15 protein-coding genes are annotated in these 19691 nt (G+C 64.9%); 12 read left to right on the forward strand and 3 right to left on the reverse strand.

Annotation, left to right across the window (positions count from 1 at the left end; translation table 11 throughout):
• The first annotated feature begins 208 nt into the window (after window positions 1–208).
• The 10 genes from PQR02_RS00365 (at window position 209) to PQR02_RS00410 (ending at window position 11676) form a co-directional block, all read left to right on the forward strand.
• A complete protein-coding gene (locus PQR02_RS00365) occupies window positions 209–1057 on the forward strand; it encodes a sensor histidine kinase (protein ID WP_408223783.1) in 849 nt (282 codons plus the stop codon).
• Between the two features lie 10 nt (window positions 1058–1067).
• Entirely contained in the window at window positions 1068–1724 is a 657-nt protein-coding gene (rqpR, locus tag PQR02_RS00370; RefSeq protein WP_408223786.1) for a response regulator transcription factor RqpR, read from the forward strand.
• 317 nt (window positions 1725–2041) lie between these two features.
• Window positions 2042–3433 carry a branched-chain amino acid transporter BcaP gene (gene bcaP / locus PQR02_RS00375; RefSeq protein WP_408223789.1) on the forward strand — a complete coding sequence of 464 codons (1392 nt, stop codon included), beginning with the start codon at window positions 2042–2044 and terminating at the stop codon, window positions 3431–3433.
• 509 nt (window positions 3434–3942) lie between these two features.
• Window positions 3943–4485 (forward strand): (2Fe-2S)-binding protein, encoded by a 543-nt coding sequence (locus tag PQR02_RS00380; protein ID WP_408223792.1) that lies wholly within the window; start codon window positions 3943–3945, stop codon window positions 4483–4485.
• A 10-nt stretch (window positions 4486–4495) separates the two neighbouring features.
• Window positions 4496–6877 (forward strand): xanthine dehydrogenase family protein molybdopterin-binding subunit, encoded by a 2382-nt coding sequence (locus PQR02_RS00385; protein WP_408223795.1) that lies wholly within the window; start codon window positions 4496–4498, stop codon window positions 6875–6877.
• A 22-nt stretch (window positions 6878–6899) separates the two neighbouring features.
• Window positions 6900–7697, forward strand: a complete 798-nt coding sequence (locus PQR02_RS00390) for an FAD binding domain-containing protein (RefSeq protein WP_408223798.1) — start codon at window positions 6900–6902, stop codon at window positions 7695–7697.
• Between the two features lie 169 nt (window positions 7698–7866).
• On the forward strand, window positions 7867–8754 hold the full coding sequence (locus PQR02_RS00395) for an AAA family ATPase (protein ID WP_408223801.1): 888 nt from the start codon (window positions 7867–7869) through the stop codon (window positions 8752–8754).
• A 5-nt stretch (window positions 8755–8759) separates the two neighbouring features.
• Window positions 8760–10094, forward strand: a complete 1335-nt coding sequence (locus PQR02_RS00400) for a vWA domain-containing protein (protein ID WP_408223804.1) — start codon at window positions 8760–8762, stop codon at window positions 10092–10094.
• A complete protein-coding gene (locus PQR02_RS00405; RefSeq protein ID WP_408223807.1) occupies window positions 10085–10681 on the forward strand; it encodes an SRPBCC family protein in 597 nt (198 codons plus the stop codon). Before PQR02_RS00400 ends, PQR02_RS00405 begins: the two co-directional genes overlap by 10 nt.
• Window positions 10654–11676, forward strand: a complete 1023-nt coding sequence (locus PQR02_RS00410) for an XdhC family protein (protein WP_408223810.1) — start codon at window positions 10654–10656, stop codon at window positions 11674–11676. The genes PQR02_RS00405 and PQR02_RS00410 overlap by 28 nt, the downstream gene beginning before the upstream one ends.
• A 54-nt stretch (window positions 11677–11730) precedes the next feature.
• Here PQR02_RS00410 and PQR02_RS00415 read toward each other — a convergent pair whose 3' ends face one another.
• Window positions 11731–12471, reverse strand: a complete 741-nt coding sequence (locus tag PQR02_RS00415) for a PepSY-associated TM helix domain-containing protein (RefSeq protein ID WP_408223813.1) — start codon at window positions 12469–12471, stop codon at window positions 11731–11733.
• A gap of 327 nt (window positions 12472–12798) precedes the next feature.
• On the opposite strand from PQR02_RS00415, the gene PQR02_RS00420 reads away from it, so the two are divergent.
• Window positions 12799–14700, forward strand: a complete 1902-nt coding sequence (locus tag PQR02_RS00420; protein WP_408223816.1) for a DUF3857 domain-containing transglutaminase family protein — start codon at window positions 12799–12801, stop codon at window positions 14698–14700.
• A 36-nt stretch (window positions 14701–14736) separates the two neighbouring features.
• Here the strand turns inward: PQR02_RS00420 and PQR02_RS00425 are convergent, their stop codons facing one another.
• On the reverse strand, window positions 14737–15765 hold the full coding sequence (locus PQR02_RS00425; RefSeq protein ID WP_408223819.1) for a serine/threonine protein kinase: 1029 nt from the start codon (window positions 15763–15765) through the stop codon (window positions 14737–14739).
• Between the two features lie 93 nt (window positions 15766–15858).
• Window positions 15859–16071, reverse strand: coding sequence for a hypothetical protein (locus PQR02_RS00430; RefSeq protein WP_149668694.1), 213 nt, complete (start codon window positions 16069–16071; stop codon window positions 15859–15861).
• A 430-nt stretch (window positions 16072–16501) separates the two neighbouring features.
• Here PQR02_RS00430 and PQR02_RS00435 point away from each other — a divergent pair, with 430 nt between their 5' ends.
• Complete coding sequence (locus PQR02_RS00435; RefSeq protein WP_408223823.1) at window positions 16502–19684, forward strand: efflux RND transporter permease subunit; 3183 nt, start codon at window positions 16502–16504, stop codon at window positions 19682–19684.
• Window positions 19685–19691 lie beyond the last annotated feature (7 nt).

Here is a 19691-nt window from a genome sequence, read left to right on the forward strand (position 1 = left end):
ACGATCAGACGAATTGCCATGCCTTTACCGGTCCCGCCTGATTGTTACTTAATGTAACTTTCGTTACTTCGCATCATCGCGTTTTGCCGTTTGCGCGCTGCGTGACGGCCACACCTGGGAGGCTAGAGACTCGCATGCGTTCTTTCGTCTTCGCGCCGCCGATGCGCACCCGCTTCGCGGTCCACATGGCTTCCTGAGAGGGAAACTCATGGATACGCCGACTGCCGTCCAGTTCAACGCCCCCTTTGCTTCGTCCGTGGTTCGTGACGGGTTCGACGCGCCGTCAGCGTCGACGGAACACGAGCTGGCACGGCTGCGCGCACGCGTGCGCGAGTTGTCGGCCGAACTCGTGCAGGCGCAGGAGGCCGCCTGCCGTCACGTGGCGCGCGAACTGCACGACGGCGTGGGCGCCGAGCTGACCGCAACGCGCTTCGCGCTGGCCGGCGTCGAAACCTGGCTGCCCGCCGACGCGCCGCCGCAATGTGCCGCCGCGCTCACGGTCGCGAACCGCTCGCTCGACGCCGTGTATGCGGCAAGCCGTCAGGCCATCGCGGAACTGCACGCGCCATCGCTCGAAGCGGGTCTCGCTGGCGCGCTGGCGCACTGGACCGGCGACTTCGCCATGCGCACGCAGTTGCGCACGAACTTCGTCTGCGCCGCCGACGTGCGCGTGACGCGCCTGCCTGCCGACGCCGCGCTGGCCGTATTCCGGGTCGCGCAGGAAGCGCTGAACAATATCGCCAGGCACGCTCACGCCGAATCGGCCGACGTGCGGATCGAGACCAGCCGGCGTCATCTCACGCTGCTCGTCAGCGACGACGGCATTGGGCTCGCCCGCAACGCCCGCCACCCTCGCCACGGCCATTTCGGGCTGAGCGGCATGCAGGCGCGCTGCGCCGCCTTCCACGGCACGCTGCGCATCAGCGCCCGGCGTGCCGGCGCGCAGGGTGGCGCGAGCGCCAATGCGGCACGCGGAACGCTGCTGCAGGCGCGCTTCGCCTGGGACGCGCTGCTCGCGCACGCGCCTCGCGCCGAGCGGCGCGCACTGCAATCGTGAGCGCGCCGTCATGAGCCTGCGCATCCTGATCGCCGACGATCACGCCGTGGTTCGCCAAGGCGTGCGGCAATTGCTGCTCGACCGTGGCGTGGCGCGCGAAGTCCAAGAGGCGCAAAGCGGCGCGGAAGCCCTCGACGCCGTCGGCCAGCACGACTACGACGTGGTGCTGCTCGATATCTCGCTGCCCGACATGAACGGCGTCGAAGTGCTCAAGCGCCTGAAGCGCAAGGCGCCGCGCGTGGCCGTGCTGATGTTCTCGATGTACCGCGAGGACCAGTACGCGGTGCGCGCGCTGAAGGCCGGGGCATCCGGCTACCTGTCGAAAACGGTCGACGCCGCGCAGATGATCGGTGCGATCCAGCAGGTCGCGGCGGGCCGCAAATACGTGAGCCCGGCGATGGCCGAGGCGCTGGCCGACTACGTGTCCTTCGACGGCGAGCAGTTGCCGCACGAAAAGCTCTCCGATCGCGAATATCAAACGCTGTGCATGCTCGCGTCGGGCAAGCGGCTGACGGATATCGCGGCGGCGCTGTCGTTGTCGGTCAAGACGGTCAGCGTGTACCGCACGCGGCTGCTCGAGAAAATGAAGCTGCGCAATAACGCCGAGCTGACGTTCTATGTGATGAGCAACCGGCTCGTCGATCTGAACCCGGCGATGGCGGGCTGACGGCGCTTCGCCGTCGCCTTCGACTTCGCCGCCACGCCATGTCTGGCTGAATCGCTCGCCGTTAGCCCCCGCCCGGCCAGCCCGCAAGAGAGCGAATCCCTCCCCTTTATTCCCGCGTTCGAGCGAAAGCATTGCCGTGGCGCTGCTTCCCACGCAGGAACACCACGCGCGAAGCCCTTCCAGCCGGGAGTTTCCGCCCGCCCCCCAAGCCGTGCGCAGGTCATCCCAAAACTAGGCGGCAGCGTGCATCCGCTAAAATTACGGGTTTCCCCGACATTCGGCGCGCAACACGCGTGCACCACTGGAGACCCACGCCAATGTCCCTGTTTCGCAAAAAGAGCGTCGAGCACATGATCGCGGCAAGCGCTCAGAACGCCGGCCTGAAAAAGGCGCTCGGCGCGCTCGATCTGACATTCCTCGGTGTCGGCGCCATCATCGGCACCGGCATTTTCGTGCTGACCGGCACGGGCGCCGTGCAGGCCGGTCCGGCGCTGATGATCTCGTTCCTGATCGCGGCGCTCGCGTGCGGCTTCGCCGCGCTCGCCTACGCCGAGTTCGCGTCGACGATCCCAGTCGCGGGTTCGATCTACACCTATTCGTATGCGACGCTCGGCGAACTGGCCGCGTGGATCATCGGCTGGGACCTGATGCTCGAATACGGGCTGGCCACATCGGCGGTGTCGGTCGGCTGGTCGGGCTATCTGCAATCGTTGCTGTCAGGCTTCGGCGTGTCCTTGCCGGTCGCACTGACGGCGGCGCCGGGCGCGTTGCCCGGCCACGAGACACTCTTCAACCTGCCCGCATTCCTCGTGATGATGGCGATCACCGCGCTGTTGTCGGTCGGCGTGCGCGAATCCGCCCGGATCAACAACATCATGGTGGCGATCAAGGTGACCGTGGTGCTGCTGGTGATCGCCGTAGGCGTCTTCCACGTCACGCCGGCCAACTGGCATCCGTTCATGCCGAACGGCTGGAACGGCGTGTTCGGCGCGGCGGCGGTCATGTTCTTCGCGTTCATCGGCTTCGATTCGGTGTCGTCCGCTGCGGAAGAGGTGAAGGATCCGAAGCGCGATCTGCCGATCGGCATCATCGCGTCGCTCGGCGTGTGCGCGGTGCTGTACGTGGCGGTGGCCGCGGTGGTCACGGGCATCGTGCCGTCGGCGAAGTTCGCTAATATCTCGCACCCGGTTTCGTATGCATTGCAGGAGGCGGGGCAGACGTGGGTCGCGGGCTTCATCGATCTCGGCGCCGTGCTCGGCATGCTGACCGTGATTCTGGTGATGGCCTATGGTCAGACGCGCGTGATCTTCGCGATGTCGCGCGACGGCCTGTTGCCGGCGCGGCTGTCGCGCTTGCATCCCCGGTTTGCGACGCCGTTCTTCACGACGTGGCTGGTGGGGATTTTCTTCGGCTTGATCGGCGCGCTGGTGCCGTTGAATGTGTTGGCCGAGCTGATCAATATCGGCACGCTGGCCGCGTTCTCGATGGTGTCGATCGCCGTGCTCGTTTTGCGCAAGACGCATCCTGATTTGCCGCGCGCGTTCCGCTGCCCTGGCGTGCCGGTGGTGCCGATTCTCGCGGTGGCGTCGTGCCTGTTCCTGATGCTCAATCTTCAGGGCGTGACGTGGGCCGCATTCATCATCTGGCTGCTGATCGGGATGGTCATCTATTTCGGCTATTCGCGGCGTCATTCGAAGTTGGCGAAGTAAGTCTTTTCTTCCGGTCTGCGCGCGGTTGTTTGCCGGAAGCCGAACTGTCCAAACGGCGCGCGATCAACAACGCAGTCATTCCGTCGGCGCCTCGCGCGTCGACGCGACCACTCATCGAATCGCCAGGCCGTTTTTGCTAGCACCTTTTGCTGGTGATTCGTTGCGCTAGCCAATATCGCCCATAACCTCCGCCGTTTCCGCCGTCTCACGCGGCGCGAAAGCAGGTGTTCGCGCGCGCCAGGACGGCGAGCACACTTCCCCTCATAGCGCGCCCGCGCGATTTGTGCTTTACTTTTCGGCAGACTCATAAGAACCGCAGCACCCGTATCGGACCCCACGAGCAGGCAGCTGAAGGCAAGAAAAAACAAAGGGTCCGGTCTCATCCATCAGCAATTAACTTGCATGGGACCGGAGCAAATGCAGAAGCATGAGACCGGAGGAGGCGCTAAAGCGCCAACTCCGGATCCACACGCCAAAGCACTTACTCCGGTCGACATAGGAGACACTTCATGGCGATCAGCATCAGTCTGACGGTGAACGGCGCACCCATCAGCGCCTCAGTCGACCCCGGCACCCTACTTGTCCAGTTCCTGCGCGATCAACTCCGCCTCACCGGCACGCACATCGGATGCGATACCGCGCAGTGCGGCGCATGCACCGTTCACCTGAACGGCCGCGCGATCAAGTCGTGCAACATCCTCGCGGTGCAAGCCGATGGCACGAACGTCACCACGATCGAAGGGCTCGCGCAAAACGGTGCGCTGCACCCGATGCAAGCCGCGTTCAAACATTGCCACGGACTGCAGTGCGGCTTCTGTACGCCCGGCATGGTGATGAGCGCGATTTCGCTCGTACAGCGTCAGCCCGAGCTCACCGAAGACGACGTGCGCGCCCAGTTCGACGGCAATCTGTGCCGCTGCACGGGCTATCACAACATCGTCAAGGCAGTGCTCGAAGGCGCCGCAGGCATGAAGACATCCGGTACGGCCACCGCCAATGCCAGTGCCAGTGCCAATGCCAACACAGCGGCCACTGCGCCGGCCACCGCCTGAGGAGCCGACGATGAACGCACCCGACACCCGCCTCATCGGCGCTTCCGTCGAACGCAAGGAAGACTACCGGTTCCTGACCGGCAACGGCCAGTACACCGACGACATCCTCCTGCCCCAGCAAACCTACGCGGTGTTCCTGCGCTCGCCGCACGCGCACGCGAAGATCAACAGCGTCGACACCACAGCGGCGAAACAGTCGGCAGGCGTGGTCGCGATCTTCACCGGCGCGGACATGGCCGCGGACAACGTCGGCAGCGTGCCGTGCGGCTGGCTGATCCACAGCACCGACGGCAAGCCGATGAACGAGCCGCCGCATCCGGTCATTGCGCATACCAAAGTACGTCACGTGGGCGATCAGGTCGCGCTCGTGATCGCCGATTCGATCAAGGCCGCGAAAGACGCAGCCGAATTGATCGAGGTCGACTACGACGTGCTGCCTGCCGTGGTCGACACCGCGCATGCGGCCGACCCGGGCCAGCCCGCCGTTCACGACGAAGCGCCGAACAACGTCTGCTACAACTGGGGCCACGGCGACAAAGCCGCGACCGACGCCGCGTTCGCCAAGGCCGCGCACGTCACCACGATCGACATCGTCAACAACCGGCTGATCCCGAACGCGATCGAACCGCGCGCGGTCAACGCGAGCTACTCGGTGCAGGACGACAGCTACACGCTCTACGTCGCGAATCAGAATCCGCACGTGGAGCGCCTGCTGATGGCCGCGTTCGTGCTGTCGCTGCCGGAATCGAAGCTGCGCGTGATCGCGCCGGACGTGGGCGGCGGCTTCGGCTCGAAGATCTTCCTGTACCCCGAAGACGTCGCGCTCACGTGGGCCTCGAAGAAGATCCGCCGTCCAGTCAAATGGACTGCCGAGCGCTCGGAATCGTTCGTCTCCGATGCGCACGGCCGCGATCACGTGACGAAGGCCGAACTCGCGATGGACCCGGACGGCAAGTTTCTCGCCATGCGCGTCCACACGACCGCGAACATGGGCGCCTATCTGTCGACCTTCGCGTCATGCGTGCCGACCATCCTGTACGCGACGCTGCTCGCCGGGCAGTACGCGACGCCCGCGATCTATGCGGAAGTGAAAGCGGTCTTCACCAACACCGTTCCCGTGGATGCCTATCGCGGCGCGGGCCGCCCCGAAGCGACCTACGTGGTGGAGCGTCTGGTCGAAACCGCGGCGCGCGAGATGAACCTCGATCCCGCGGAAATCCGCCGCCGCAATTTCATCCGCCAGTTCCCGTACGCGACGCCAGTCGGGCTCACCTACGACATTGGCGACTACGAAACGATCCTCGCGCGCTCGCTCGAACTTGCGGACGTCAAAGGCTTCGCCGCGCGTCGGCAGGAATCCGAAAAGAACGGCAAGCGGCGCGGCCTGGGCTACTCGTGCTACATCGAAGCATGCGGCCTCGCGCCGTCGAACATCGCGGGGGCGCTGGGCGCACGCGCCGGTCTCTTCGAAGTCGGTCAGGTCCGCGTGCATCCGACCGGTTCGGTCACGGTGTTCACCGGCTCGCACAGTCATGGCCAGGGGCACGAGACCACCTTCGCGCAAGTGGTCGCCGACCGGCTCGGCATTGCGCTGGAGAGCGTCGAGATCGTGCACGGCGACACGGGCCGCATCGCGTTCGGCATGGGTACCTACGGCTCGCGCTCGATCGCGGTCGGCGGCACGGCGATCATGAAGGCACTCGACAAGATCGAAGCCAAAGCGAAGAAAATCGCCGCCCATCTGCTCGAAGCCGCGGCCGAGGACATCGAGTTCAAGGACGGCGTGTTCCGCGTCGCGGGCACCGACCGCACCAAGGCCTTCGCCGAAATTTCGCTCGCCGCGTACGTGCCGCACAACTATCCGCTCGACGTGCTCGAACCGGGCCTCGAAGAAAGCGCGTTCTACGATCCGACCAACTTCACCTATCCGTCCGGCGCGTATATCTGCGAGGTCGAAGTCGACCCCGAGACGGGCGTATGCCGGATCCAGCAGTTCACCGCGGTCGACGATTTCGGCAACGTGATCAATCCGATGATCGTCGAAGGCCAGGTGCATGGCGGGCTCGCTCAGGGGATCGGTCAGGCGATGCTGGAGCGCTGCGTGTACGACAACGACAGCGGCCAGCTGCTGTCCGGCTCGTACATGGACTACGCGATGCCACATGCGTCCGATCTGCCGAACTTCACCGTCGAAACCGCGAAGGGCACGCCGTGCACGCACAATCCGCTCGGCGTGAAAGGCTGCGGCGAGGCGGGCGCGATCGGCTCGCCGCCGGCGGTGATCAACGCGATCATCGACGCGCTCGCGCCGCTCGGCGTGACCGATCTGCAAATGCCGGCGACGCCGCATCGCGTGTGGTCCGCGATTCACGCGGCCACGCAACCCCACTGAGATCCTGAGCGGAGCATTCGACATGTATTCATTCGAGTATCAACGCGCGACGGATCCGCAAGCGGCCGCCGCCATCGTCACCGCCGACAGCGACGCGAAGTTTCTCGCCGGCGGCCAAAGCCTGCTGCCCACCATGCGGCTGCGGCTCGCGCAGCCGTCGCAACTGGTCGACGTGACGCGGATTGCGGCGCTCAAGTCGATCAGCGTCGACGCAAACACGGTGACGATCGGCGCGGCGGTCTGTCATGCCGACGTCGCGGATCACGCGGAGCTGCGGCGCGTGTCACCTGCGCTTGCGGATCTTGCCGCGCATATCGGCGATCGCCAGGTGCGTGCGCTCGGCACGATCGGCGGCTCGCTCGCCAACAACGATCCGGCGGCCTGCTACCCGGCGGCGGCGCTGGGGTTGGACGCGACCATTGTCACCGACCGGCGGCGCATCACGGCGAGCGACTTCTTCGTCGGCATGTACGAGACCGCGATGGCGCCCGACGAACTGATCGTCGCCGTCGAGTTTCCGGTGCCGGAACGCGCGGCGTATGAGAAATTCCGCAATCCCGCATCGCACTTCGCGCTGGTCGGCGTGTTCGTCGCGAAGTTCGCGAGCGGCGTGCGTGTCGCGGTGACGGGCGCGGCGAGTTCGGTATTTCGTGTGCCGGAACTGGAAAGCGCGCTGTCGGCGGATTTCACGCCGGACGCCGCACGCGCGGTCAGCGTGCCGTCCGCCGATCTGAACACCGACATGCACGCGAGCGCCGAGTACCGCGCGCATCTGATTCCGGTGTTGGCCGCTCGCGCAGTAACCAAGGCGAACGCTTAGCGATCCTTGCTATTGGCGGCTGACGTGGCGTGTTTCTCAGGCACGTCAGCCCCGTTCGCTATGACACGTGAACACGCAAACATGCGAAGCAACGCGCGTGGGCCCGCTTCGCGCTTCACGGGCGTCACCTTTCACCGGCCCAACACGCACGCGCAGATTCAGGACCACCATGCAGCCAGCTTCAATCGACGACACCCTCGCGCAACTCGCGGCCCAGCGCTATTTCGCCAGCCGCGAACTGGCGACTGCGCTGTATCTCGCGTTGCGCATGGAGCGGCCATTGTTCGTGGAAGGCGAGCCGGGCGTCGGCAAGACCGAGCTCGCCAAGGCCGCGGCCGGCATGCTCGGCACGACGATGTTGCGGCTGCAGTGCTATGAGGGGCTCGACACGGCCAGCGCGCTCTACGAGTGGGACTACCCGCGGCAAATCATGGCGCTGCGTCTGGCCGAAGCCGCCGGCGAGCGGCCTGACAACGACACCTTGTATCGCGGCGAATTCTTGTTGAAGCGGCCGCTGCTGCAAGCGCTGATGCCGGATGAAAACCACCCCGGCGCGCGGCGCGTGCTGCTGATCGACGAGATCGACCGCGCCGACGAGCCGTTCGAAGCGTTCCTGCTGGAACTGCTTTCGGACTTCCAGGTATCGATTCCCGAGTACGGCACGGTGCGCGCGGCGCAGCCGCCGCTCGTCGTGATGACGTCGAACCGCACCCGCGAAGTGCATGATGCGCTGAAACGCCGCTGCCTGTATCAATGGATCGGCTATCCGGAGCGCGATCGCGAACTGGAAATCGTCGCCGCGCGGGCGCCGCAGACATCGGCCGAGTTGCAGCGGCGCGCGGTCCATTTCGTGCATCGGCTGCGCGGCATGGATCTGTTCAAGGCGCCGGGCATCGCCGAAACGATCGACTGGTGCCGCGCGCTCGAAGCGCTGTCGGTGACGGAACTCGATCCGCAATCGGTGCAGAACACGCTGGGCGTGCTGCTCAAGTATCAGGACGATCTGGCGCGCGTGGATGCCGCGCAGATCGCGCAGTGTCTCGCGACACCGGGATAGTGAGCATGACGAACCGAATCGACGCAACCAATAGCGATGCCGCCGACTCAGACCCGCAAGCGGATCTGAGAGGCGCGCGAACTTCGAGCACAACCTCGGCCCTACCCGCCGCGCCGCTCGACGACACTCCCACGCTCGCCCGCAACGTCGTCCATTTCGTGCGCGTGCTGCGCGGCGCGGGCTTGCCGATGTCGCCCGCCCAAGCCGTCGACGCACTCGCCGGCTTGCACTGGATCGACCTCGACCGTCGCGACGACGTGCGCGCCGCCCTCGCCGCGCTGCTGGTGTCCGCGCCCGACGAACGCGACCTGTTCAACTCCGCGTTTGATCTTTTCTGGCGCGACCCCGACTGGGAAGGCAAGCTGCGCGCGCTGCTGCTGCCGAAAGTCCGCGACGGACTGCCGCCGCCCAAGCGCAACAATCGTCTCGCCGATGCGCTCGCGGTGCGCGTGCCGCCCTCGCCGCATCGCAACGCGCCGCAGGCGACCGAACAGCACGAGTTGCACGCGCACGTCACGTTCAGTGCCGAAGAGCGGCTGCGTCATCGCGATTTCGACACGCTTTCCGCCGATGAATGGCGCACCCTGCGTCATCTGATCCGTGGCCAACGGCTGCCGCTTGCGACCGAGCGGACGCGCCGTCTGAAAGCCGCGTCGCACGGCACGCTTGCGGACTTGCGCGCGAGCGCGCGGCACGCGGTGCGTGCAGGCGGCGACTGGACGGTCTGGAAATATCGCGCGGCGGTCGAGCGCAAGCCGCCTCTCGTCTTGCTGCTCGACATTTCCGGGTCGATGAGCAGCTACTCGCGCGCGGTGCTGTATTTCTGTCACGCGCTTCTGCAGTCGCGCGAACGCCTGCAGGTGTTCCTGTTCGGCACGCGCCTCACCAACGCGACACGCGCGCTGCGCGAGCGCGACCCCGACGTGGCGATCGCAACGCTTGCCGATCTGGTGGTCGACTGGTCGGGCGGCACGCGCATCGGCGCGGCGCTCGCCGAATTCAACCGCCGCTGGGCACGGCGCGTGCTGACCGGCAGGGCCACGGTGCTGCTCGTCACCGATGGACTCGATCATGAAGCCATCGACCTGCTCGACACCGAGATGGCGCGCCTGCGCCGCTTCGCGCACCGCATCGTATGGCTCAATCCGCTGCTGCGTTTCAGCGGCTTTTCTCCGAAGGCGCGCGGCGTGCAGGCGATCCTGCCGTATGTCGACGCGCATCGTCCGGTTCATAATCTAGACAGCCTGGCTGCGTTCGGCCGCGACCTCGCGCAACTCACGCGCGCGCCTCGTCCGACGTTCGCGGCCACGACGACAGCAGGAGCAACCTCATGGAACTGACCGAAACCCACTCGCTGCCGATCTCGCAGCAGCGCACCTGGGAAGCGCTGAACGATACGGAGATCCTGCGCGCCTGCATCCCCGGTTGCGAAAGCATCGACCCGGACGGTGAGAACGCGTATCTGGTGGCGCTGAGCGCCGCGGTCGGTCCGGTGAAGGCGCGCTTCAAGGGGCGCATGCAGCTGACCGACATCGACGCGCCGAACGCATACAATATCGTGTTCGAAGGCCAGGGCGGCGCAGCGGGTTTCGCAAAGGGCAATGCGCGCGTCATGCTCGAAGCCGACGGCGACACCGCGACGAAGCTCACGTACACGGCGAGCGCGCAGGTCGGCGGCAAGCTCGCGCAGATCGGCTCGCGGCTCGTCGATGGCGCGGCGCGTAAAATCGCTGGCGAGTTCTTCAAGCGCTTCGGTGCTCAGGTCGCCGGACAGGGTGAGACTGAAACCGCGCAGGCCGGCGATGACACTGCACCCGCCCAACCCGCGCAGCCCGATGCGGAATCGAGTGACGCCACCAGCGCCGAGTCCGGCGCCGATGCAACGAAGAGGAAAAGATCATGGACAGCGTGGATCTCGAAGTCCTGAAGTCCAGCGCACGCTGGTTGAACGACGGACATCGCGCGCTACTGGTGACGGTGGTCAAGACATGGGGCTCGTCGCCCCGTCCCGAAGGCGCGATGCTCGCGGTCCGCGACGACGGACTCGTCGTCGGCTCGGTCTCGGGCGGCTGTATCGAAGACGATCTGATCGACCGCGTGCGGCAGAGGGGCATCGAGCAGACCCATCCGGAAGCGGTCAAGTACGGGATCACGGCGGAAGAGGCGCACCGCTTCGGGCTGCCTTGCGGCGGCACGATCCAGCTGGTGCTCGAACCATTGACGAGGCAAAGCGGTATCGCCGAACTGTGCAACGCGGTGGGGAGCGGCCGCCTCGTGGCGCGCGAAGTCGACATGACCACGGGCGCGGTGCAACTCGGCGATGCGCACGCAACCGACGGCGTGCATTTCGACGGCGCGCGCCTGTTGACAATCCACGGCCCGCGTTACCGGATGCTGGTGATCGGCGCGGGGCAGTTGTCGCGGTATCTGTGCAACATCGCGGTGGGGCTCGACTATCAGGTGACCGTGTGCGATCCGCGCGAGGAGTACACCGAGGAGTGGAACATCCCGGGCACGAAGATCGTGCGGACCATGCCAGACGATACCGTCATCGACATGAAGCTCGACGAGCGGTGCGCGGTGATCGCGCTCACGCATGACCCGAAGCTCGACGATCTCGCGCTGATGGAAGCACTGAAAACACCGGCGTTTTATGTCGGCGCATTGGGTTCGAGAAGGAATAACCAGGCGCGGCGCGAGCGGCTGAAGGAGTTCGACCTGAACGAGAGCGAACTGGCGCGCCTGCATGGGCCGGTCGGGATTTATATCGGTAGCCGGACGCCGCCCGAGATTGCCGTCTCCATTCTTGCCGAAGTGACGGCGGCCAAAAACGGCGTGTCACTGCCTACGCTGCTGCAGGTCGAAGGCGCGAAGGCGGCACGGGAGATCGCCGCTTCAGGCGGGACGGCTTGTAGCGTGTGATGGAAGGTTTGCGAGTGCGGCGCGAGCCGATGCCGCGCGGCGCAAACCCGCCGCTCACATCAATCCGCAGACCACAGCCGCAATCACCGATCCGCCGATCAGCACGACGCCAACCACGGGGCGCTTATTCAGCTCGGTCCACAGCAGCACACCGGTCAGCGAAAGCAGAATGAGGCTGCCCGCGATCGTGTCGATCAACAGCACCCAGCCGACGCTCAAGCCCACGCCTTTGTGCAGATTGTTCATCGTCGCGAGAAACGAGTTCTGCGTGCGTTTCACCGATACAAACCCGTTGCCGACCCAGTACTCCGCCTGCACGCTTTGCGACGGCCCAACGATGCCGACCTGCCACAGTTCCGGCAGCATCGTGCTGCGATCGCCCCACGCCACCGGGTGCGCCGGCTCGCGCTTCGTCCGTCCCGGCTTGCCGTCGATGTTCAGTTCGCTCTTGAGCCACTTCGCCATTTCCATGGGCGAATGCAGCGGTTTTTGCGGCACGGGGATCTGCATCTCCTCGACCTGCGGCTCGCCGGTGGGCACTTTCAGCGGGCCGCCCCGATGGTTCAGCAGAAACCCCGTCACACCGAACATCAAGCCCAGCACCGCGCCCCACAAGCCGACCCAGCCATGCACCTTGCGCAACCACTTGATGAACGTCGCGCGCCGCGAACGCTGGCGCCGCACCGCTCGCTCGGCGTCGTCCATCAGATGATGGTTGGGTTCCGGCGCGTGAACGGTGTAGGGCGTGCCGCGCTCGGCGGCAGGTTTCATTTCGATCGATTCAGGCGCGTTCACATCGGGCTCCAGGCGCGGCGACTCAAGCCTTTGCCGGCGCATGGCGCCAACGCGCGCTCACCCAGCAGCGGTCAAGAAGTGTTGAAAAGGAAAGGCGGACGACCCGGCTTGCGGTCCGGGCCGTCCGGTTGAGAGGCTGGCTGGCAGTCACAGAGGAGGAGAAACGTGACAAATGGCTGGCGATACCTTTCAATTGATAACGACTATCATTACACATCTAGGCTTTTTGCTCAATCTCAACGTCTGGCAGCCGCTTGACATGCATGCGGCGCAAACCGACTCTAGCCGCAGATCCCGCCAACGTTATCGTTCGGATACCTGCCTGCTATGCGACTCTCCTCGGTGGTTTGTCTTGCCCCGTTCGGCTGGCTTGCCGGCATCCTCGTCGCCAGCGCGGATGGGGCGCCCAAGCTGGACGATCCGTACACCAACGAGGGCGAAACGCAGACCTTTACCGTCAACGCCGACGGCTCCTACGCCAAGCTCGATTCAATGACGCTGCGCGTGAACAACGAAGCCGGTGTCGCGCGCGTCGCACAGCAATACGTCTGGTTCAACCGCAACATGGCGGACGTGCGAATTCTCGAGGCCTACACGACCACGGCCGATGGCGTGCGTCACGACGTGCAGCCCGAGCAGATTCGCGACGTGCAGGAAGCCCGCTCGTTCGACGCGCCGATGTTCCAGGACATCCAGGAAAAAGTGATCGTGTTCCCTGCCGTGGAGCCGGGCGCGCGCGTGCATCTCACCTATCGCAAGACGCAGAAGCAGCCGATCGTGCCCGGGCAGTTCAGCGACTTCACGCCGCCCGATCTCGCGCCGACCCGCAATTTCCGGCTGATCTACGATCTGCCCGCCGACAAACCGCTGTACGCCGACGCCCGTGGTTTCACCGCCCAGCAACCGGTGACGCGCGACGGCCGCACGCGCTACGAATATCGCTATGACAAGGTGCATTTCAGCCGGCTGGAGCAGGGTTCGATCGCCTACGTGTCATATGGCGACCGGTTGATGGTATCGACCTTTCCCGACTACGCCGCCTTCGCCGCGACCTACCGCGAATCATCAGTGGAACCCGGCAAACACGACGCCGCCATTGCGCGGCTCGCGCAGCAGCTAACCGCGCACGACCACGCGCCGCGCGACAAGGCCAAGACGCTGTATGACTGGATGCGCCGCAATGTCCGCTACGTGGCGATCAACGTCGGACGCGGCGCCGTGGTGCCGCACGGCGCTGGCGCGGTCCTCGCGAACCGCTACGGCGACTGCAAGGACCACGTCGCGCTATACCGCGCGCTGCTCGACGCGGTCGGCGTGCGCAACGAGCCGGCGCTGATCAGCAGCGGCACGATCTACACGCTGCCGAGCGTACCAGGCTATGGCGTGATCAATCACGTGATCACGTGGCTGCCCGATCTGCAGCAATACGCGGATTCGACCGCATCGAATGTGGAATTCGGTTTTCTGCCGTCGTCGGATATGGACCGGCCGACCGTGCTGATCGGCCAGGGCGTGCTCGCCCGTACGCCCGCCACTGCGCTGATGACGCGCAGCACCGATCTGTCGATCAAGGTCGAGCCGGATGGCTCGGCGAGTTTCACCTATCACATGGAAGACGTGGGCCCGTTCGCCGAGCAGGCGCGCGCGCGTTTGCGCACGCAAACACCCGCGCAGCGCGAGGAGTCGATCGAGGCCGAGTTGCGCAGCGCCAATCTGCGCGGCACCGCCACGCTCAGCACCAGCGATCTCACCGTGGCCGACGGCCCGCTCACGCTCACGATGAGCGGCACGCTGGAAAGTCTGGTGGTGCCGGGCGCGGCGGCGTCGATTCCGGTCTTGACGAGCCTCGCCGGCGGCGTCGAGGCGGACACTCGCTACTGGCTCGGCGAACGGCAGCGCTCGCAGCCGTTCATCTGTCACAACCTGACGATGCATGAACACGCGCGCATCGAGTTACCGGAGAATTTTCGCGTGCTCGACATGCCGGAAGCGAAGCGAACCCAGGACCGCTTCGTCGATTTCCAGTCGCAATACGCGTTCGATCCACTCACCAACGTAATCACGATGACGCGCGACGGCACCACTCATTTCGATAGCGAAGTCTGCACGCCCGACGACTTCACACGGATGCGTCCCGCGATCGAAGCGATTGGGCGCGACGTGCGCGCCGAGGTGATCGTGAAGTCGACGCTGGTGGAATCGTCGAGTGTGGCGTCGCAGGCGCCATGAGGCGCATGGCTGCGACGTGCAGCAGCAACGCCTCGCTCATACCGGCCAGAGCGGCCCTTCCTGCATCGCGCCGATCTGCTCGCGCATTTCGAGGATACGCTCTTCCCAGTAGCGCTGCGTGTTGAACCACGGAAACGCCGCCGGAAACGCCGGGTCGTCCCAGCGACGCGCGAGCCACGCCTGGTAGTGGATCAGCCGCAACGTGCGCAACGCTTCGACCAGATACAGTTCGCGCGGCTCGAACTCGCAGAAGTCCTCGTAACCGGCCAGCAGATCCGCCAGCGCACGCGACGCCTCGACGCGCTCGCCCGGCAGCAGCAGCCACAAATCCTGCACCGCCGGACCCATGCGGCTGTCGTCGAAGTCGACGAAATGCGGTCCCGCGTCGGTCCACAACACGTTGCTCGGATGACAGTCGCCGTGCATGCGCAGCATGCGGATCTCGCCGGCGCGCTCGAACGCGCGCTCGACGCCCTCAAGCGCGAGATTCACCACGGTTTCCCACGCGGCGCGCACGTCCTCGGGGATGAAACGTTGCGCGAGCAGAAAGTCGCGCGGCTCGTAGCCGAAGGTATGAATGTCGAGGGTGGGACGTTCGCTGTAGTCGAGCGTCTGCCCGACCGCGTGGATGCGGCCGATAAAACGCCCCAGCCATTCGAGCGTGTCACGCCTGTCCAGGTCCGGCGCGCGGCCGCCCCGGCGCTCGAAGATCGAGAAGCGGAAACCGTCGAACGTGTGCAGCGTGCGGCCTTCCAACGCGCGCGCCGGCACCGCCGGAATTTCGCGCGCGGCGAGATCGGCGACGAAGGCATGCTCTTCGAGAATGGCCGCATCGCTCCAGCGCTCGGGACGATAGAACTTCGCGACCACCGGCGGCCCGTCTTCGACGCCCACCTGGTACACGCGGTTTTCGTAGCTGTTGAGCGGCAGCATGCGGCCATCGGTGCGCACGCCGACCGTGCTGAGCACGCTGTCGAGCGCATCGAGCACGATTTCCGGCTGGAGCCGGGCGAAGGGCACGGCGCTGCGCGCCGTGTGCTGTGAGTCGGGATTGTCGTCGTTCATGCCCGCATTGTGCGCCGGGCCGCCGTCAAAGACGAGGGCGACGGTTCAGAATGCGTGATTACAACTTGCTCACACCTCGAAATCAAACTGCTTTCAATGTATCTGCGCGCTCGACGGACGCACCTGCTCGCCCGTATCGATCAGGTCTTCGAGGAAGAAGGGCTCAGTATTCAGGTGCGGCGAAACGCCGGGTTCGCCGGCATACCACGCCACCATGGCCATGTCGCCAAGAATGCGCATGACAATTCCGCGCGCGCCTTGCGGCACGGCGATATGCACCGACCGGACAATGGAACCGATTTGCATGATATTTCCCCGTTTCTCCCGTAGCCGGCTTTATGATTTCATGCCGGTCAAGGTGATGATAAAAGCGCCGCTTCGCCGCTAACGTTGCGTACGCACCCAATCTGCCGCGCGTGATACGCGTGAGAGGTTCGAGTCATTGTTCCCGTTTTACGGGGCTTTGAAAAGCGCGAATAAAAGGCTGTTCAACCGTCGTTTCGCCCTATTCCATTTACGCTGCGCGCGACCGATGATCTGGGGCGTAAAACGTCGTAACGAGACCATCATAAACCCTGCTGGGGTGGGATATCAAAAACGTGCACCGTCAGGCCGATTCGCCTAATCCGCGCGCCGTGCCCGCATGCCGTCGCGGCACGCGCCATGCTCCTCGCAGCCGCGGCAATCTGTGCGCGAGCGGCACCGGCGTCCGTGATTCAGGGCGGGCGCACTAGCCATGTGGATCGTTCGTCTCGCGCTGCGGCGCCCGTATACGTTCGTCGTGCTGGCCCTGCTTTTGCTGATCGTCGGGCCGCTGACCATTCTGCGCACGCCGACCGACATCTTCCCGAATATCGACATCCCGGTTCTCTCGGTGATCTGGTCATATAACGGCCTGCCCGCCGACGAGATGGAAAAGCGCATCGTGCTCAACTACGAGCGCGGGCTGTCGGTAGCGGTCAACGATATCGAGCACACGGAATCGACTTCGTTAAACGGCATCGCGGTGATCAAGATTTTTTTTCAACCCCACGCGAATATCGACGAAGCGCTCGCCGAAGTCACCGCGCTGTCGCAGGCGCAATTGCGCTCGCTGCCGCCCGGCATCACGCCTCCGTTCATTCTGCGCTACAACGCGTCGACAGTGCCGATCCTGCGGCTCGCGCTGTCGTCGGCGTCGCTGACCGAGCAGGAGCTGTACGACTTCGGCAATAACTTCCTGAAGACGCAACTCGCCACCGTGCCCGGCGCTTCCGCGCCCTTGCCCTACGGCGGCAAGCAACGGCAGATCATGGTCGATATCGATGCGCGCAAACTGCAGGAGCGCAATCTCTCACCGCTCGACGTGGTCAACGCGGTCAGCGCGCAAAATCTGATCCTGCCTTCGGGCACCGCGAAAATCGGCTCGACCGAATACTCAGTGGAAATGAACGGCAGCCCGGATTCGCTGGCCGGCCTGAACAACATCCCGATCCGCTCGACGGCCAACGGCACGGTTTATATCCGCGATGTCGCGCACGTGCGCGACGGCTTCCAGCCGCAGACCAACGTCGTGCGCGTGAACGGCCAGCGCGCGTCGCTCCTGACCATCAACAAAAGCGGCAACACGTCCACGCTCGATATCGTCGACCGCATCAAGAAGATGATGCCGACGCTGCGCAATCTCGTGCCCGCATCGCTGAATATCGACCCCGTCGCCGATCAGTCGCTGTTCGTGCGGGCGTCCGTGCAGGGCGTGCTGCGCGAAGCGTTGATCGCCGCGTGCCTGACGGGTCTGATGATTCTGCTGTTCCTCGGCAACTGGCGCGCGACGCTGATCATCGCCGTGTCGATTCCGCTGTCGATGATCACGTCGATCATCGCGCTGTCGTTGCTTGGCGAAACCATCAACATCATGACGCTTGGCGGGCTCGCGCTCGCGGTCGGGATTCTGGTCGACGATGCGACGGTGGCGATCGAAAACATCAGCCATCAGCTGGAACAGGGCAAGACGCTCGAACAGGCGATTCTCGACGGCGCGCACCAGATCGCGATTCCGACGCTGGTATCGACCCTGTCGATCTGCATCGTGTTCGTGCCGATGTTTCTGCTGACGGGCGTCGCGCACTATCTGTTCATCCCGCTCGCCGAGGCCGTGGTGTTCGCGATGCTGGCTTCGTATTTCTTCTCGCGCACGCTCGTGCCGACGCTCGCGAAATACCTGCTGCGCTATCACCACAAACCAGCGGACCTGCATCACGCGCCGGCGCAAACGCGCAATCCGTTCATGCGCGTGCACTACGCTTTCGAGCGCGGTTTTGAGCGCGTGCGCGAACGCTATCGCGGGTTTCTCGAAGCGCGCGTCGCGCGGCCGGGCCTGTTCGTGACACTGTTTCTCCTCTGTTGTGGCGCGTCGATGCTGCTGATGCCGTTTCTCGGACGCGACTTTTTCCCGGCCGTCGACGCAGGCACGATCGCGCTGCATCTGCGCGCCAAAACCGGTATGCGGGTCGAGGAAACCGCGGTGGTGACCGACCGCGTCGATACGCGGATTCGTCAATTGATCCCGCCGGACGAGCTGCATTCGATCATCGACAACATCGGCTTGCCGGTCTCGGGCATCAACCTCTCGTACAGCAACACCGGCACGATCGGCACCTCGGATGCCGACGTGCTGATCACGCTCAACCCCGATCATCACCCGAGCGCCGATTACGTGCGCACGCTGAGGCGCACGCTCACCGACGAATTCCCCGGGGTGCAGTTCGCATTCCTGCCCGCCGATATCGTCAGCCAGACACTCAACTTCGGCATGCCCTCGCCGATCGACATTCAGATCGTCGGACGCGAGGTGGCCGGCAATCGCGTGTTCGCCGCGCAGCTGCTGAACCGTCTGCGCACGGTGCCGGGTCTCGCGGACGTGCGTATCCAGCAGCCCGCCGACCTGCCGCGCATCTTCATCGACGTGGACCGCACACGCGCCCAGCAAGCCGGATTCTCGCAACGCGACATCGCGAGCAATCTGCTGATCACGCTGTCCGGCAGCCAGCAAACCACGCCGACGTTCTGGCTCAATCCGCACAACGGCGTCAGCTACAACGTGATCACCGAAGCGCCGCAATACACGATCGATTCGCTGCAATCGCTCGCGAACATTCCGTTGAACGCAAACGGCCGCAGCAATATTCTCGGCTCGCTCGCGACGATGAAGCGTGAAGCCGGCAATGCGGTACTCACGCACTACAACGCGCAGACCACCCTCGACATCTTCGGCACCGCCGACGGCCGCGACCTCGGCGGCGTCTCCGACGACATCCGCAAGATCGTCGACAACGCCCGCGCCGATCTGCCCAAAACCTCGACCATCGAAATCCGCGGCCAGGTGCAGACCATGAACGATTCGTTCGCGGGCCTGTTCGCCGGTCTCGTATTCGCGGTGCTGCTGGTGTATCTGCTGATCGTGGTGAACTTCCAGTCGTGGCTCGATCCGTTCATCATCATCACCGCGCTGCCGGGCGCGCTCGCGGGCATCGTGTGGATGCTGTTCCTCACACGCACCACGCTGTCGATTCCCGCGCTGACGGGCGCGATCATGTGCATCGGCATTGCGACCGCCAACTCGATTCTCGTCATCAGCTTCGCACGCGAACGCCTGCTCGAACATGGCGACGCGACGCGCGCGGCGGTCGAAGCGGGCTTTACGCGTTTTCGCCCGGTGCTGATGACAGCGCTCGCGATGGTGATCGGCATGGTGCCGATGGCGATCGGGCTCGGCGAAGGCGGCGAGCAGAACGCGCCGCTCGGGCGCGCGGTGATCGGCGGCCTGGCGGTCGGCACGGTGGCGACGCTGATCTTCGTGCCGGTGGTGTTCTCGATGATCTACCGGCGGCTCGCGGCGCGGCGCCAGCGGGCGGCCGAACATGTGGTGAACAAGCCATGACGCGGCG

The organism is Paraburkholderia sediminicola (genome assembly GCF_046026895.1).
Classification (GTDB): Bacteria; Pseudomonadota; Gammaproteobacteria; order Burkholderiales; family Burkholderiaceae; genus Paraburkholderia; species Paraburkholderia sediminicola_C.

Excerpts from the sequence above, each read along its gene's own strand:
- PQR02_RS00395 (WP_408223801.1), top strand. The coding sequence starts at position 7,867 with ATGCAGCCAGCTTCAATCGACGACACCCTCGCGCAACTCGCGGCCCAG.
- rqpR (WP_408223786.1), top strand. The coding sequence starts at position 1,068 with ATGAGCCTGCGCATCCTGATCGCCGACGATCACGCCGTGGTTCGCCAA.
- PQR02_RS00385 (WP_408223795.1), top strand. The coding sequence starts at position 4,496 with ATGAACGCACCCGACACCCGCCTCATCGGCGCTTCCGTCGAACGCAAG.
- PQR02_RS00420 (WP_408223816.1), top strand. The coding sequence starts at position 12,799 with ATGCGACTCTCCTCGGTGGTTTGTCTTGCCCCGTTCGGCTGGCTTGCC.
- PQR02_RS00435 (WP_408223823.1), top strand. The coding sequence starts at position 16,502 with ATGTGGATCGTTCGTCTCGCGCTGCGGCGCCCGTATACGTTCGTCGTG.
- PQR02_RS00405 (WP_408223807.1), top strand. The coding sequence starts at position 10,085 with ATGGAACTGACCGAAACCCACTCGCTGCCGATCTCGCAGCAGCGCACC.
- PQR02_RS00430 (WP_149668694.1), bottom strand. The coding sequence starts at position 16,071 with ATGCAAATCGGTTCCATTGTCCGGTCGGTGCATATCGCCGTGCCGCAA.
- PQR02_RS00390 (WP_408223798.1), top strand. The coding sequence starts at position 6,900 with ATGTATTCATTCGAGTATCAACGCGCGACGGATCCGCAAGCGGCCGCC.
- PQR02_RS00400 (WP_408223804.1), top strand. The coding sequence starts at position 8,760 with ATGACGAACCGAATCGACGCAACCAATAGCGATGCCGCCGACTCAGAC.
- bcaP (WP_408223789.1), top strand. The coding sequence starts at position 2,042 with ATGTCCCTGTTTCGCAAAAAGAGCGTCGAGCACATGATCGCGGCAAGC.
- PQR02_RS00425 (WP_408223819.1), bottom strand. The coding sequence starts at position 15,765 with ATGAACGACGACAATCCCGACTCACAGCACACGGCGCGCAGCGCCGTG.
- PQR02_RS00380 (WP_408223792.1), top strand. The coding sequence starts at position 3,943 with ATGGCGATCAGCATCAGTCTGACGGTGAACGGCGCACCCATCAGCGCC.
- PQR02_RS00365 (WP_408223783.1), top strand. The coding sequence starts at position 209 with ATGGATACGCCGACTGCCGTCCAGTTCAACGCCCCCTTTGCTTCGTCC.
- PQR02_RS00410 (WP_408223810.1), top strand. The coding sequence starts at position 10,654 with ATGGACAGCGTGGATCTCGAAGTCCTGAAGTCCAGCGCACGCTGGTTG.